At 63.4% G+C, this 15,352-nt stretch carries 11 protein-coding genes; 9 read left to right on the top strand and 2 right to left on the bottom strand.

The annotated features are described in order from the left end of the window. Window positions 1-211 precede the first annotated feature (211 nt). Both WD012_RS00570 and WD012_RS00565 read left to right on the top strand, forming a co-directional pair. Entirely contained in the window at window positions 212-718 is a 507-nt protein-coding gene (locus WD012_RS00570; protein ID WP_339561877.1) for an S-ribosylhomocysteine lyase, read from the top strand. Window positions 719-840: 122 nt separating this feature from the next. After that, the gene (locus tag WD012_RS00565; RefSeq protein WP_339561876.1) at window positions 841-1,356 is read left to right on the top strand and encodes a GNAT family N-acetyltransferase; all 516 of its coding nucleotides are present in this window, start codon (window positions 841-843) and stop codon (window positions 1,354-1,356) included. Between the two features lie 249 nt (window positions 1,357-1,605). On the opposite strand, the gene WD012_RS00560 is transcribed toward WD012_RS00565, so the two are convergent. Further along, entirely contained in the window at window positions 1,606-3,093 is a 1,488-nt protein-coding gene (locus WD012_RS00560) for an APC family permease (protein ID WP_339561875.1), read from the bottom strand. Between the two features lie 221 nt (window positions 3,094-3,314). Between WD012_RS00560 and alr the strand changes: the two genes are divergently transcribed. The 3 genes from alr to dnaG all read left to right on the top strand — a co-directional run bounded on the left by alr (window position 3,315) and on the right by dnaG (window position 8,831). Continuing rightward, window positions 3,315-4,673, top strand: coding sequence for an alanine racemase (gene alr / locus WD012_RS00555; protein ID WP_339561874.1), 1,359 nt, complete (start codon window positions 3,315-3,317; stop codon window positions 4,671-4,673). 85 nt (window positions 4,674-4,758) lie between these two features. Continuing rightward, a complete protein-coding gene (locus WD012_RS00550) occupies window positions 4,759-6,045 on the top strand; it encodes a deoxyguanosinetriphosphate triphosphohydrolase (protein ID WP_339561873.1) in 1,287 nt (428 codons plus the stop codon). Between the two features lie 686 nt (window positions 6,046-6,731). Then, window positions 6,732-8,831, top strand: coding sequence for a DNA primase (dnaG, locus tag WD012_RS00545; protein WP_339561872.1), 2,100 nt, complete (start codon window positions 6,732-6,734; stop codon window positions 8,829-8,831). A 21-nt stretch (window positions 8,832-8,852) separates the two neighbouring features. Here dnaG and WD012_RS00540 read toward each other — a convergent pair whose 3' ends face one another. Then, window positions 8,853-9,824 carry an aminodeoxychorismate lyase gene (locus tag WD012_RS00540; RefSeq protein ID WP_339561871.1) on the bottom strand — a complete coding sequence of 324 codons (972 nt, stop codon included), beginning with the start codon at window positions 9,822-9,824 and terminating at the stop codon, window positions 8,853-8,855. 193 nt (window positions 9,825-10,017) lie between these two features. Here WD012_RS00540 and WD012_RS00535 point away from each other — a divergent pair, with 193 nt between their 5' ends. The 4 genes from WD012_RS00535 (at window position 10,018) to WD012_RS00520 (ending at window position 15,325) form a co-directional block, all read left to right on the top strand. Next, window positions 10,018-10,863, top strand: coding sequence for a putative hydro-lyase (locus WD012_RS00535; RefSeq protein WP_339561870.1), 846 nt, complete (start codon window positions 10,018-10,020; stop codon window positions 10,861-10,863). Between the two features lie 93 nt (window positions 10,864-10,956). Next, on the top strand, window positions 10,957-11,763 hold the full coding sequence (locus WD012_RS00530; RefSeq protein WP_339561869.1) for a LamB/YcsF family protein: 807 nt from the start codon (window positions 10,957-10,959) through the stop codon (window positions 11,761-11,763). Then, window positions 11,760-13,568 (top strand): 5-oxoprolinase subunit B/C family protein, encoded by a 1,809-nt coding sequence (locus WD012_RS00525; protein WP_339561868.1) that lies wholly within the window; start codon window positions 11,760-11,762, stop codon window positions 13,566-13,568. The genes WD012_RS00530 and WD012_RS00525 overlap by 4 nt, the downstream gene beginning before the upstream one ends. After that, window positions 13,565-15,325 carry an acetyl/propionyl/methylcrotonyl-CoA carboxylase subunit alpha gene (locus tag WD012_RS00520; RefSeq protein WP_339561867.1) on the top strand — a complete coding sequence of 587 codons (1,761 nt, stop codon included), beginning with the start codon at window positions 13,565-13,567 and terminating at the stop codon, window positions 15,323-15,325. The genes WD012_RS00525 and WD012_RS00520 overlap by 4 nt, the downstream gene beginning before the upstream one ends. Window positions 15,326-15,352 lie beyond the last annotated feature (27 nt).

Below are 15,352 nucleotides of genomic sequence, written 5' to 3'. Positions count from 1 at the left end.
GCGGCGCAGCGCCTTTCGTCGAGCCGGCTGCTGCCAGCAAAATCCGCTGCCGAAGCGCATGCCGCCCGTGCCGCGCTAGCCGGGCATAGCTTTTTTCTATGTCCTATACGCTCTCGCCCGCGACGGCATACATCCGGGCGGGCTAGACTAGGCATTGAAAGCGGGTGGTCCGCGTGTGCAACGCGGGCCACCCCGGCATCGAGGAGGTACTATGAGCGATGAATCCAAGCCCACGCAGGACGGCAAGCCGGTTGTCGAAAGCTTCCAGCTTGATCACACGAAGGTGAAGGCGCCGTACGTGCGCTACATCGACACCGAAACCGGCCCCCATGGCGATGTGATCTCGAACTACGACCTGCGGCTGGTCCAGCCCAATGAGAACGCCATTCCGACCGCCGGCCTGCACACGATCGAGCATACGATCGCGGTGCTGTTGCGCGAACGCATCCCGGGGTATATCGACTGCTCGCCGTTCGGCTGCCGTACCGGATTCCATCTGCTGACGTGGGGCACACACAGCACGGAGGATGTTGCGCGTGCGCTCAAGGAATCCTTGGAATTCATCGCCTATAAGGCGACATGGGACGATGTGCCGGCGACCACGATCGAAAGCTGCGGCAACTACCGCGACCATAGCCTGTTCACCGCCAAGGAATGGTGCAAGGACATCCTGGCGAAGGGCATCAGCTCCGATCCGTTCGAACGTAAGGTGGTCTGAGCGGAGGCGTTCCGTACAGTATGTGCCGGCGGGCCGCATCATCATAGGATGGTGCGGCCCGCCGCCATATAACCGGTGCCGTGGTAGGGTGGAGCAGGTTATCTACGGCGAGGAGACGGATTATGGTTGCACGGCGATTTCGGCACGCCACCATGCGCGATTTTCCTGTGATGGAGCAAAACTACGAGCGTGCCCGTGAGCTGATGGCCCGCAATGGGAACCCCACCCAATGGGGGCATACCTTCCCGCGGCCGGAAGTCGTCGAAGACGATATCACGCAGCATCGCAGCATCCTGCTGGTTGACGGCAACGGGGAGAATGAACGCATTCTCGCCCAGTTCGCGGTCTGCACCGGTGAGGATCCGACATACCTGACGATTGATGGCCAGTGGCTCGACGATGACACGTACGTGACCATCCATCGCATCGCGTCTTCGGGGCTGGTTCGTCATGCTGCGCGGGAATGCCTCGAATGGACGCTCAAGAAGTACGGTAATGTGCGCATCGACACCCATCCGAATAATCTCATCATGCAGCACGTGCTGGAAAGCTGCGGATTCACACGGTGCGGGCTGATCCAGCTCATCGACCGGCCGACCGATACCACGCGCATCGCCTACCAGCGCCACGAATGGTGAGTGGCCGGTAGGCGGCTGGCCGGCGGCTGGTACGGTTCCGCAGTCAGCCAGCGGTTCTGTCACCACGGCATTCGGCGCATTGGTGTCATCTGTCGCCTTGATAACCTTCTGCCGACGCAGAAGACACGCTCGGCGTCGGCAGAAGGTTGAGACGTCGTTGAATAAGCGATGCCGCCGATCGCGATGAAGCAATCAGCGGCATTCGGCGTTGCAGAGAGGCTCGCTGGGCTCAGTGCCCGCTCGCCATGCTCAGGATTCGAAAGCTACGAGACTGTCGCTGTCATTCCCGGCTGCCGGGGCTGTAACTGAATCGTTCCCGTCTGCCGCGCCAAGCTTCGAATGCCTGCGCCCGTAAGCGAAATACACGATCAGGCCGAGCGCGAACCAGACCACGAACCGCACCCAGGTCTCCCAGTTGAGGCCGGCGATCAGGACGCAGCAGAACACGATCGCCAGGATCGGCGTGACCGGCACACCGGGGGCGCGGAAGCCGCGGTGGGCGTCCGGTTGGGTCTTGCGCATCCACAGCACGCCCGCGGACACGATGATGAACGCGGACAGCGTGCCGATATTCACCAGTTCGAACAGGATGTTGATGTTGATGAACCCGCCGGCAATCGCCGTCAGGATGCCGAAGAACCATGTGCCCTTGAACGGCGTGTGGTACTTCTTGTTGACCTCGCCGAAGAACTTCGGGAACAGGCCGTCGCGGCTCATCGCATAGCAGATGCGCGACTGGCCGTACAGCTGGACGAGCATCACCGTGGTCATGCCGATCAGCGCGCCCAGATTGACAACGAAGGCGAGCCAGTTGAGCCCGGTGGCGAGAATCACGCCGGCGACCGGGGCGTCCACAAACTTCGCGAATTCGGGGTATTTGACGATGCCGGTCATGATGAGCGTCATGATGACATACAGCACGGTCGAGATGATGAGCGAATACAGGATGCCGCGCGGCAGGGTTTTGTTCGGTTCGACCGTTTCCTCCGCGGACGAGGACACTGCGTCAAAGCCGATGAAGCTGAAGAACACGATCGACGCGGCCGGGATGATGCCCATCGGTTTGGTCGAACCCGGCTGGAAGGTGTACCAGCCGTACGGGGAGAACGGTTTCCAGTTCGCCGGGTTGACATACCACACCGTGCATACGATGAACAGCACGATGATTGCGAGTTTGATCATCACCATGATGTCGTTCGTGCGTTTCGTCTGGTTGATGCCGATGGACAGCACCCAGGTGATGAGCAGCACGACGATGAACCCGGGCAGGTTGAAATAGGTCGTGACCCCCGGCGTAGTGCCGTATGCGGCGGTCAGCTCGACCGGCAGATGGATGCCGAAGCCTTCCAGCAGCTTGTTGAAATACCCGCTCCATCCGGCCGATACGGTCGCCGCCTGGAGCGCGTATTCGAGGATCAGATCCCAGCCGATCATGAAGGCGATGATTTCCCCGAACGCCACATACGCGTACGAGTAGGCGGAACCGCTGACCGGCACCATCGATGCGAATTCCGCGTAGCACAGGCCGGCGAACCCGCAGCACACGGCGGCCAACAGGAAGGACACGCACAACGCCGGGCCGGCGGTCAGCGCTCCCTTGCCGGTGAGCACGAAGATACCGGTGCCGATGATCGCGCCGATGCCGAGCATCGTCAGATCGAAGGTCTTCAACGTCCGCTTGAGCGGCGTGGCCTGCGCCACCATGCTTTCGACGGATTTCTTACGTAGCAGGTTCATGAATTCTCTTCCGATAACGCGACGGGACATGCGCCGCGACGAATGATCCGGAATCGGGGCGGGGAAACAGAATTCCCCATGATTCGCATTGCCTTCTCTTTTATAACCGTCGCGCCCGACGCGCCGGGGCGATGACGCGAAGGGTTCCACGATGTGGACAGGGAACCGCCGGGAAGGAAACGCGAAGAGCGAATGTTACCTCCCCGCGCAACAATGGGAGCATGACTTTGAGTGCAGTACCAGCATGGCAGTTTTCCTCGGCGCAGGGCGAGGCGAATTATAAGGCCGCGTTGCGCCAGTACCCCGCGCAGGCGATCGTCGACCTCGCGGCGATGCGTGACAATATGCGGCATCTGGTGTCCGTGGTTGGCGGGCCGCAGTCCGGCACCGCGGTCATGGGCGTCGTCAAGGCGGACGCGTACGGGCACGGGCTGATTCCGTCCGCCCTCGCCGCGCTCGCAGGAGGCGCCACATGGCTCGGCACCGCGCAATCACATGAGGCGCTGCTGCTGCGCAAGGCGGGTATCGGCCCGGACCGTTGCCACATTCTCACCTGGGTGTACAACGGCACACAGGTCCCGTTCGATGAGCTGATCGCCAATGACATTGACATTTCCGTCGGCTCGCTCGCCGGCATCGACGCGCTTGCGGCGGCCGCCCGCAAGGTGGGCCGTCCGGCGCGCGTCCACGTGAAAGTCGATTCCGGGTTCGGCCGCAACGGATTCACCCCGCAAGGCTTCGGCGCGGCACTGGACAAGCTGGTCCCGCTCGCCAAGGAAGGCGTCTTCGAGGTTGTCGGGCAGTGGAGCCATCTGGCGGTCGCCGATTCGCCGGACGTGCCGGAATTCGTCGACGCGACCGACCAGCAGGTCGCCACGTTCAACGAGTTCACCCAGCGGATGCGTGAAGCGGGTATCGCCCCGAAAATCAGGCATCTGGCCAATACCGCGGCCACGCTTGACCGCCCGCAGATCCATTTCGAGCTCACCCGCCCGGGCGTCGGCCTGTACGGGTACGAACCCGACCCGGCCATGGGCACGCCGCAGACCTATCGCCTGAAGCCGGCGATGACCCTGCAGGCGCAGCTCGGCACCGTCAAGGACGTGGAATCAGGCCACGGCATCTCCTACGGGCGCACCTATCTGACCCCGCAATCCACGAGCACCGCGATCGTGCCGGTCGGATACGCCGACGGCATCCACCGTTCCGCTTCCGGATTCGACATGCAGGGCGCCAAACACGTCACAAAGCTCGGCGGCCCGGTGCGGGTCATGACCGAACAGGGGCCGAAGCTCCTGCGCGTCTCCGGGCGCGTGTGCATGGACCAGTTCATCCTCGACCTGCACGGCAGCGCGGCCGACATGGGCGTCCATGAAGGCGACACCGTCGAACTGTTCGGCCCGGGCAGGGGAGAAGACTATGCCGAGCCGACCGCGGACGACTGGGCCCGTGCCGCAGACACCATCAGCTACGAGATCTTCACCTGCCTGCGCAACCGCATCCCGCGCCTGTACCTGCACGCGCCGGAGGTGCTGTCGCCGGAGGATTTGGCGAAACTCGACCCGACGACCATCCTGTAACTCCTGATACACCGGCCGTGTGCGGATGGCGTGCGATCATCCGCACACGGCACAACCGGGAGCGGGACGATAAGAAAGGACGGGAATGACGACCACAGCCGACGGTGAGCGCGTCTTGACTGCCGAAGGGTATACCGCGGCGGATGAGGAACGTTGGGCGCCCGAACCGCCGAAATCCCCGTCGCGCACCGCGTTCCAGCGGGACCGGGCGCGTCTGATTCACTCGTCTGCCTTCCGTCGTCTGGGCGGGAAAAGCCAGATACTGGTCGCCGGAACCGACGATTTCGCGCGCACACGATTGACGCATACGCTGGAGGTCGCGCAGATCGGGCGGCAAATCGGCGCTCTGCTTGGCTGCGACCCCGATGTGGTCGATTGCGCGTGCCTCGCACACGACCTAGGGCATCCACCATTCGGACACAACGGTGAACGCGCGCTGGCGGCGATCGCCAAGGACATCGGTGGATTCGAAGGCAACGCGCAGACCTTGCGATTGTTGACGCGACTGGAACCGAAGATATTCCACCCCGACGGGCGGTCCGCCGGCGTCAATCTGACACGCGCCGCCTTGGACGCCGCAGTGAAATACCCGTGGACTTTCAGCGAGGCTGCCGCGCACCCCAAGGGGGAGCGCAGCGTGAAATTCGGCGTCTACCCAGACGATGAGCCGGTGTTCCGCTGGCTCAAGCAGGGGGCGCCCGAGGCCAGTACCCCGATGGAATGCCAGGTGATGGACCTGTCTGACGACATCGCCTACAGCGTGCATGATATCGAGGACGCGATCGCGACCGGCACACTGAATCCGGTGGCGCTTGCGGACAACCGGATTGTGGACCGCGTGGTCGAATCGGCACGCGCATGGTACGGGCGGCAGTGGGACCCGGACCTGTTGCTGTCGGCGGTGCTCCGGCTACGTGACGGAAAGTTGTTGCCAAGTCGTTTCGATGGGTCCCGGCAGGCGTTGGCGCAGTTGAAGAACATGACCAGCACGCTGATCGGCAGGTTCGCCGGATCGGTGGAATCGGCCACGCGGCAGCGGTATGGCGCCGGGCCGTTGACCCGGTATGCGGCGCAGGTGGTGGTGCCTGACCGGACACGCTATGAGATTTTGGCGCTCAAGGGGATGTCCGTGTATTTCGTCATGGCTCCCCGCGAACGTGAGCCGTTCCATGAGCAAGAGCAGCGGATCGTCACCGATCTGGTGGACGTGTTGATGACTGATTCGCCGAGGCCGAGCGACGCGCTGGAGACGGTATTCCTTGATGACTGGCGGCAGGCGTCGAATGATAGTGAACGGCTGCGCGTGGCGATCGACCAGGTGGCGAGCCTGACGGATGGCTCGGCGGCGACCTTGCACTCGATCCTGTGCTGAGTGTTGTGGCGTGTGATTATCGGCTCGCGGTGCGACTGTGCGGTCGCACGGCGGGCGGGTATCGGCTGGTGATCGGTGGAAGTCGTCGGTATCGGCCTGTTGTGTGACTGTGCGGTCACACGGCGAGCTGGTATCGGTCGGTAGTCGGCGTGAATCGGTGGCATCGACGTGCGGTGTGACTGATCAATCGCACGGCTGGCTGGTAGCTCGGGTTGTGGTGGTGGTTTGGCGATGTATCTACTTGTGGTGTGACTGTTGAGTCGCATTGCGGGTGGGTATTGGCTGGTGACCGGCATGAGCCGGCAGTATCTGCCTGTGATGTGATGGTCTGGTCGCACGGCGGGCGGATGTCACGGGCTGCGGTAGCGGTTTGGCGGGTATCTGCCCGCGATGCGATTACTCAGTCGCATGGCGGGCGGGTATCGGCTGGTGGCCGGTGTGAATCGGTGGTATCGGCCTGTGGTGTGACCAACCAGTCGCACGGCGGGTAGATTGCTCGGGCAGTGGAGTAGTTTGGTGGGGTATTTGCCTGTAGTGTGGCTGTTGAATCGCACGGTGCGAAGGTATCGGGTGGGTTGGGACCGTGGGTCGCCGGTATCGGCCCGCGGTGCGACAGCATCATCGCACGGCACGCTGTTCTCTGGCGGCGCACGCCACTGAACAGCCCTCAGGCTAGCATGGAACCTATGCCCGGGATGATCAAGAAAGAAGACGTTGAGAAGGTGCGCGCCGCCGCGGACCTGTACGATATCGTATCCGCGTCCGTCACACTCAAGCCCTCGGGTACCGGCACCTATGTCGGCCTGTGCCCCTTCCATGACGAGAAAACCCCGAGTTTCAACGTCCGCCCGTCTCTGGGTGTCTGGCACTGCTTCGGCTGCGGCCTTGGCGGCGACGTCTTCGGCTTCGTCGAGCACCAGGAGAACATCGACTTCCGTGAAGCGGTCGAACTGCTCGCCGACAAATACCACATCGAACTGCATTACGACCAAGGTCCACGCCAAAGCGAGCACGCCGGGTCGAAACGCGCGCGTCTGCTTGAAGCGAACGAGGAAGCCCAGCGCTTCTTCACCTCGCAGATCATGAGCAAGGAGGCGCTCGCCGCACGCAAACTGCTCGGCGGACGCAATTTCAGCCAGGCCGATTGCGAGCGCTTCGGCTGCGGCTACGCCCCGCAAGGCTGGGACAATCTCGTGCGTCACCTGGCGGACAAGGGTTTCACCCAGCAGGAGATGCTGGACGCCGGACTCGCCCGTCGCGGCCAGCACGGCATCTATGACTATTTTCGAGGCCGGGCCACATGGCCGATTCGCGATTCGACCGGTCGCACGCTCGGCTTCGGCGCGCGCAAACTGTATGACGACGACACCATCGCGGCCAAGTACATCAATACGCCGGATACGCAGCTGTACCGCAAAACGCAGGTGCTGTACGGCATCGACCTGGCGAAATCATCGATTGTGAAGCACCGCCAGGCGGTGATTGTCGAGGGGTATACGGATGTCATGGCCTGCCATCTGGCGGGTATCGACACGGCGGTCGCCACATGCGGCACCGCGTTCGGCACGGAACACGCGAAAATCATCCGTCGCCTGATTGCGGACGATTCACTGGGCGCCGTCCAGCTGGTCGGGCCGCTTAAGGTCGAAGGACAGTCGCTCAGTTCGCGCGTCGTCTTCACGTTCGATGGCGATGCGGCAGGCCAGAAGGCCGCGCTGCACGCGTTCGGGCTGGATTCCTCGTTCCTGTCACAGACTTTCGTCGCCGTGGCCGACGACAATCTCGATCCGTGTGATTTGCGGATCCAGCGTGGCAACGAGGCGGTGCGCGCACTGATCGACAGCGCCCGTCCGCTCTACGATTTCGTCATCGATACGGCAATCGACCGCTTCGACACCCAGTACGCCACCGGGCAGATGGGGGCGGTCAAGGCAGCCGCACCGCTGATTGCACAGATCCGCGACCGTTCGCTGCTTGACTTGTACACGCGCAAGGCGACCCGGCGCATCGGCATCGACCTTGATATCATGCAACGCGAGGTCAGACAGGCCAGACGGCAGTACAACGTGCGCGACGAGGACGCCTACGCGCCCCGCCGACGCCAGCAGGTGCGTATCGAGGAGCGTGCTGACCGCGATGACCCGTACGCGAATCCGGCGCGCAGGCGGGAGCTTGAGCATCGTGATGCCGCCAACCAGACGTATTTCCACATCGACGACGCGGTGTTTATCTGCGAGCAGCAGTTCATGGCGACGCTCATCCAGATCCCGCGTGCGATCGACCGCGAATGGTTCGCCCAATTGACTCTGGCGAATTTCATGACCCCGGTGTTCCGCACGCTGTTCCAGGCGATTGCGGCTGCCGGCGGATTACCGACGGATGACACCCCGCAAGGCTTGTGGATGCACAATCTGACCAAGGCAGGCGGCCCGATGCTCCAGTCGGTGATCGACGAGCTTGCCGTGATGCCGTTGCCGTTGCCGACCCCGCCGAACCAGCAGTCGGCGCCTGGTGCGGGTGACGGACAAGGCGCCGGCGTCGCCGGAGCGCCCGGGGTTGCAGACGTCCAGCTGCGGGAGCCGACCCAGGGGGAGCGCCAGTACGCGTCCGAACTGTTGGCCCGTCTGCTTGATATCGGTTACATGCGCAGAATCGGCGCGGCCAGACGCCGTATGGCTCAGCTGCCGGACGGCGAGGAGAAAATCGCGCTGCTCGGTAGCATCACCACGCTTGAAACCGCGCGCAAGGACCTCCAGGCGCAGGTGTACAACAACACGGTCGGGTAGCCTCGGGCAGAACGACGCCCCTTACGCGTCATAGTCCCCGCTCGGCCCGATGGTCAGCGCGTCGTCATGCGTGCGCCCGCCGTGGATGGCGTCGTTCATCGCACGGATTTCGTCCATATCCACCGCATATGCTTTGCCGTCCAGCTCCTTGACCGGAACCACCCAGCCGCCGTGCGTCATATACAGCGCATCCGCATCACGCAGCTCGTCGACCGGCAGCTTGCGGTAGGCGGTCCGCTTGCCTTCCTCAAGCGCCCACGCGAACAGTTCGCGCTGCGATGTGCCGTTCAGGATGCCGATGCGCGGGTCCGGCGTGACATACGTATCCCCGTACCGCGCGACGATGCTGCTGTTGGGGCATTCCAACGTATACCCGTCGGTTGTGGTGGTGACCGCGTCGCCGACCCCGCGGCGGTCGCATTCCCGGTGCATTGCCTGGTTGACCGCATAACTCAGGGTTTTCGCGCCGTTGAGCAGCCATGGCGCTTTCGCCGTGATATCCGACGGGTATCCGCGGGTGAGCGTCGCCATGGTGATCGGCTCGATGCTGTGCCCCGCACCTTCGCCGTCAAGGAATATCCACACGCTCGGCGACAGCGGGCCGATGTTTGAACGTTTCGCTTCAACCCCGATGCCCGTGGTCGGGTCAAGCCCGCGGGAGACGAGAATGCGCAGCATGGGCGCTTCCTCGGCGCCGTCGTAGGCGTCGATCACCCCTTGGCAGGCATCGGTGAACGCGTCGACATCTGGCTCGGGCATGTCCACCAGTGCGGCGGAATGGGCGAGCCGTTTGAGATGGTTTTCCAAGGATACGGGGAATCCCCGGTAGACCGTGGTCGCCTCGAAGATCCCGTCGCCGCGCAATACGCTCAAGTCAAAGGCCGAAGCGCAATCGTCATGCGCGTCGATGATGGTGACGGCGTCCCCGCCGCCGTGTTCCGACCCCTTGAACAATACGGATGCGTTTCCTACCCCGAGTACGACTGCGCTCATTTCGTCTCCTCTGCTTGTTGTATCGGTATCGCCTTCACGGACATGCCACACCATATTCCGCGCGTATTTCATGGATTGCCCGGATGGGGCATGCCCGTAATCCGCCGGTCACAGGTTGGTGATCTTCCTCGTTGTTGCGTGAAATCAGGGTTTAACGCGCCGAACTTAGCGTGTGGACGAAAGGGAGGTTCCTATGGGTTCGTTGATATCCTTCGGCACATCGGTTGAAGAAGGCGCGCACGGCGATGCACCCGCGTTGAGTGCGGATACCACGCCGCAAGAGGCGCGTGAGGCGTTCCGCCACGGCGTGGTGCGCCCGACCTGCGGCATCGCCCGCGGTTTCGCCCAGGCGAATATGATCGCGTTGCCGCGCGAATACGCGTTCGATTTCCTGCTGTTCACCCAGCGCAACCCCAAGCCCTGCCCGATCCTTGAAGTCCTTGACCCCGGCAATCCCAAGCCCTCGATTGCCGCCGGTAGTGACATCCGTACGGATATTCCGCTGTACCGCGTGTGGGAGCACGGCGAGCTGGTGGACACATGCAGTGACATCACCGATATCTGGGCGCGGCATGATAATCTGGTCACGTTCCTGATTGGATGCAGTTTCACTTTCGAATTCCCACTCATGGAGGCGGGTATTCCGGTGCATCATATCGAGGCGGGACGTAACGTGCCGATGTATGACACGTCGATCGCCTGCAAACCTGCGGGACGGTTCAGTTCGACGATGGTGGTATCGATGCGTGGCATCCAGCCGGACCGGATCGCGGACGCCGTGCGGATTTCCGGCTATTATCCGAGCGTTCACGGGGCACCCGTATGGGTGGGCGAGCCTGAAGGCATCGGGATCACGGACCTGAAACATCCCGATTACGGCGATCCGCCGATTATGGAGGACGGCGACATCCCCGTGTTCTGGGCGTGCGGGGTGACCCCGCAGGCGGCGGTGATGGCATCGAAACCGTCGTTCGCGATCACGCACGCGCCCGGGCACATGTTCCTCACGGATATTTCCGACCGCAGTTTCATGGTGTGACTTGCGTTGGCCGCAAATCAATACCGGTGGCGCGTGATGCGGGAGATATCAGATATCGGGAAAGCAGAAAACAGTGGGAAGCGGGGAACAACAATGACGGGGATTGACCTCAACAGTGATATGGGCGAAAGCTTTGGCCGGTGGGCGCTCGGCGACGACACGGCGCTGCTCGGCGTGGTATCGAGCGCGAATGTGGCGTGCGGCTTCCATGCGGGCGACCCGGCTGGAATGCTGCGCACGGTCGGCTACGCGGCGGCGCACGGCGTGACGGTCGGCGCGCATGTGGCGTACCGTGATCTTGCCGGGTTCGGCCGGCGGTATGTCGATGAGACGCCTGAAGATCTCGCTGCCGATGTCATCTACCAGATCGGCGCGTTGGAAGGGATCGCGGAGGCAGCTGGAACACAAGTGAAGTATGTGAAACCGCATGGGGCGCTGTACAACCGGATCGCGATTGACGAACGGCACGCCAAGGCCGTGGTCGAGGCAATGAAAGCCGTGGACCCGTCGCTGTCCTTGCTCACCCTGCCCGGTTCGGTGGTCGGCCGGCTTGCCGAGGGCGCGGGGCTGCGCGTGTTCCGTGAGGCGTTCGCCGACCGCGCGTACACGCCGGACGGCCATCTGGTCTCGCGACGTGAGCCGGGCGCGGTCATCACCGACCCGGAACAGGTGGCCGCACGGGTGCTGCGCATGGTCGAGGACGGTACGGTGACGGCGATTGACGGCAGCATCGTCCGCCTGCATGCCGATTCGGTGTGCGTGCACGGCGATTCGCCGGGGGCGGTGGCCATGGCGACAGTGGTGCGCAAAGCGTTGGAACATGCCGGGATTACAGTACGGTCGTTTGCGGCGGATGACGGCTTGTCGCCAACAGTGTCCACGAAAGCCGCGAAATCATGAGACGGGTATTGCCGGCAGGGCAGGACGCGCTGCTCGTGGAAACTGGGGATTTGCGCCATACGCACGGCCTGTATCATGCGCTGAACGCGGCTATGGAGGATGCCGTTTCGGCAAACGCGTCGGCAGGGGAATCCATCGCTTCACCCGCGCCGGAACGACCGTTCGCTGCGATCACCGAGCTCGTTCCAGCCGCGCAGACCGTGCTCGTGCGATTCGATCCGCGCAAGATTCGTCCAGCTTCGCTCGCTGAAGCGATTATGACGCTGCCCGATACGCCCGATGAGGCTCAAGAGCATCGGACGGTGACCGTGCCCGTCATCTACGACGGCGAGGATCTTGAGGCCGTGGCACAGCTGTTTGGTATCAGCGCCGACGAGGTGGTCGCCCGGCATACCGGCACCCCGTGGACGGCCGCATTCGGCGGATTCGCCCCCGGATTCACATATTTGGTGGATGGGGACCCGATTTTCGACGTACCGCGCCGCACGACACCACGGTTGGTCGTGCCCTCAGGCGCGGTCGGACTTGCCGGGCGGTTCAGCGGCGTCTACCCGCGCGAAAGCTCGGGCGGATGGCAGCTGATTGGGCACACGGCCATGCCGATGTGGGATGTGCACGCCGACCCGCCCGCCGCCATCATGCCCGGCGACCGTGTGACGTTCCACGCCGAGCGCGATCAGGTAATCATGACTGATATTGCGCGCCAACGCCGAACGCCGACGGACCGCGATATCCGGGCGAATACCGGAAACTCCGGTAGCGGTTCAGATTCAACGACACACGCCCACGGCTTGCGTGTGGACCGCCCCGGCCTGCTCGCCCTGTTCGAAGACGAAGGCCGGCACGCCTCGGCCATGGGCGTCGCCGGATCGGGGGCATGCGATATGCCCGCCTACCGCTTGGCCAATATGCTTGTGGGCAATCCGCCCGGTGCGCTCGCCATCGAACTGACCGCCGGCGATGCCGCGTTCACCGCAATAGGAAATGTGGTGGTCGCCGTTACAGGAGCCCCGGTCGACTTGTGCATCACCGCGAACGCCACGTCAGGTGCCGATTCAGACAACACGACCATCCGGCAACGTCTGCACCGGCAGGAGGCCATCATCCTCCACGATGGTGAAACCCTGACCATTGGTGTGCCGCGCGCCGGCTTGCGTGATTATCTCGCCATTCGAGGCGGATTCATAGCCTCGATGACGCTCGGCAGCGCTTCGCGGGACACCATGTCCGGCATCGGACCGGCCCCACTGGCCGCAGGCGACATGCTCATCGCCGGAACCCCCGATCCGTCACGAAGCGTAGGACGGCCATGCGAATGGAACGGGCACCTGCCGACCGGCACCATGCATCATGCCGGTCCGGAGGCAATCGGCAGCGCCAATCATCCAGTCTGGCTCGATGTCATGCTCGGCCCGCATGACGACTGGTTCACGCCGGCCGCCATCGGCACACTTTTCGGCACCTCATGGCGGGTCACCGAGCAATCCAACCGTACCGGGTTGAGGCTCAACGGCCCGCAGCCTTTGGAACGCGAAGATACGCGGGAACTGCCCAGCGAAGGCATGGTCCCCGGTTCGCTTGAAGTGCCCGGAAGCGGGCGGCCCGTGCTGTTCCTGCGCGACCAGCCGGTCACCGGCGGTTACCCGGTCATCGCCGTACTCACGCTTGATGCGCTCGCATTGGCGGCGCAACTGCCGCCGGGCGCGTCCATCCGGTTCCGCAAAGCCGGGGAGAGCGCAATGGCGGCATCGGGAGGCCAAGACGTATCCCATCCCGATGAACACGATGGAAAGGAGTCCCTATGAAGCGCATTCTGGTCGCCAATCGCGGGGAAATCGCTGTACGAATCATCCACGCCTGCCATGATCTGGGACTGGAGGCGGTCGCCGTCTACGCGGACGATGACGCCGACGCGCTGTTCGTCCAGCTTGCCGATGAGGCCATCGCCCTGCATGGGGTGACGCCGGCGGAAACCTACCTGAACATCCCGGCATTGCTCAAGGCTGCGGCAAGCGGACATGCGGATGCCGTTCATCCAGGGTACGGATTCCTATCAGAGAACGCCGATTTCGCGCAGGCGGTCCAGGATGCCGGGTTGACATGGATCGGCCCATCACCGCAGACCATCCGCATGCTCGGAGACAAAGTCGAAGCGCGTGCCGTCGCCGCGAAAGTCGGTGCGCCCATGGCCCCGGGCACCACGCAACCGGTCAAGGACGCGCAGGAAGCCGCCGCATTCGCGCGCCAACATGGTCTGCCGATTGTCATCAAAGCAGTGCACGGCGGAGGAGGTCGCGGCATGAAAGTCGTGCGCGACCTCGCCGACGTCGAACCGGCCTTCGAATCCGCCGTCCACGAGGCAGAAGTCGCGTTCGGCAACGGGGAATGTTTCATCGAACGGTTCCTTGACCATCCGCGCCACGTCGAAGTTCAGGTGCTCGGCGACGCGTATGGCGGGGTCATCGCCGTTGGCACTAGGGACTGCTCGCTCCAGCGGCGCAACCAGAAGCTTATCGAGGAAGCCCCGGCGCCCTTCCTGCCTGAAAGCATCACGCAACGGCTTGAGGATGCGGCCGTGGCGATCTGCTCCGAAGTCGGGTACGTGGGTGCCGGAACCGTGGAATTCCTCGTGGCCCCGGACGGCACGCTCTCGTTCATGGAAGTCAACACGCGTATCCAAGTCGAACACCCGGTCACCGAAATGACCAGCGGCATCGACCTGGTGGCTTGGCAGCTGCGTATCGCCGCGGGCGCGTCAATCGCTGCGCTCAAGCCGGCGCACGATGGGCATGCGATGGAATTTCGCCTCAACGCGGAAGACCCGTCGCTCGGATTCGCGCCATTCCCCGGGCGCGTCACTGCGCTGAGGGCGCCCAGCGGGCCGGGCATACGCTTCGACACCGGCGTGCAAACCGGTTCGATTGTCTCCGACCATTTCGATTCCATGCTCGCCAAACTCATCGTGCACGCCCCCACGCGCGAGGAATGCCTACAACGGGCGCGGCGGGCGCTCGCCGAACTGCGCATCGACGGCGTGCCCACGGTCGTGCCCTTCGACCGGGTGGTGCTCGCCGACCCTGATTTCACAGCGGAACACGGGTTCCGCATCTACACCCGGTGGATTGAGGAGGTGCTGCTCAAGCGGCTTGGTCCCGAACAGCTCAAGCCTGATGGGACGTCGGTACGTTTCGATGACGCCGATACCGGGTTGCATCGCACATGGATTGAATGGGATGGCCGCCGCGTAGAGGTCGGCTTGCCGGCCGGTCTGGTCTCCTCGCTCGGGGCGGCGGGGGCCGCCGGCGGAACATCGCACGATGGCGGCGTGGGAGAGACGGCCGCGCACGACACCGGGGATATCCTCGCCTCGATCACCGGCACGGTGGCGCGTTGGTTGGTCGATGATGGCGTTGAAGTCGGCGCGGGCATGCCGGTTGTCGTGCTGGAAGCCATGAAGATGGAAATCCAGGTTACGGCCCCGATCGGCGGCGTGGTCCATATCGCTGCGCAGCCGGGCGACAGCGTGAGATCCGGAAGTGTGCTGGGACATATCGAATTGTGAGACAAGACGTGAGACAGATAAGCGAGA

The sequence above is a fragment of the Bifidobacterium thermophilum genome (assembly GCF_037482445.1).
GTDB classification, from domain to species: Bacteria; Actinomycetota; Actinomycetes; order Actinomycetales; family Bifidobacteriaceae; genus Bifidobacterium; species Bifidobacterium thermophilum_B.
The sequence above is the reverse complement of the archived record's forward strand: the minus strand, read 5'-3'. Positions and strand labels throughout refer to the sequence as shown.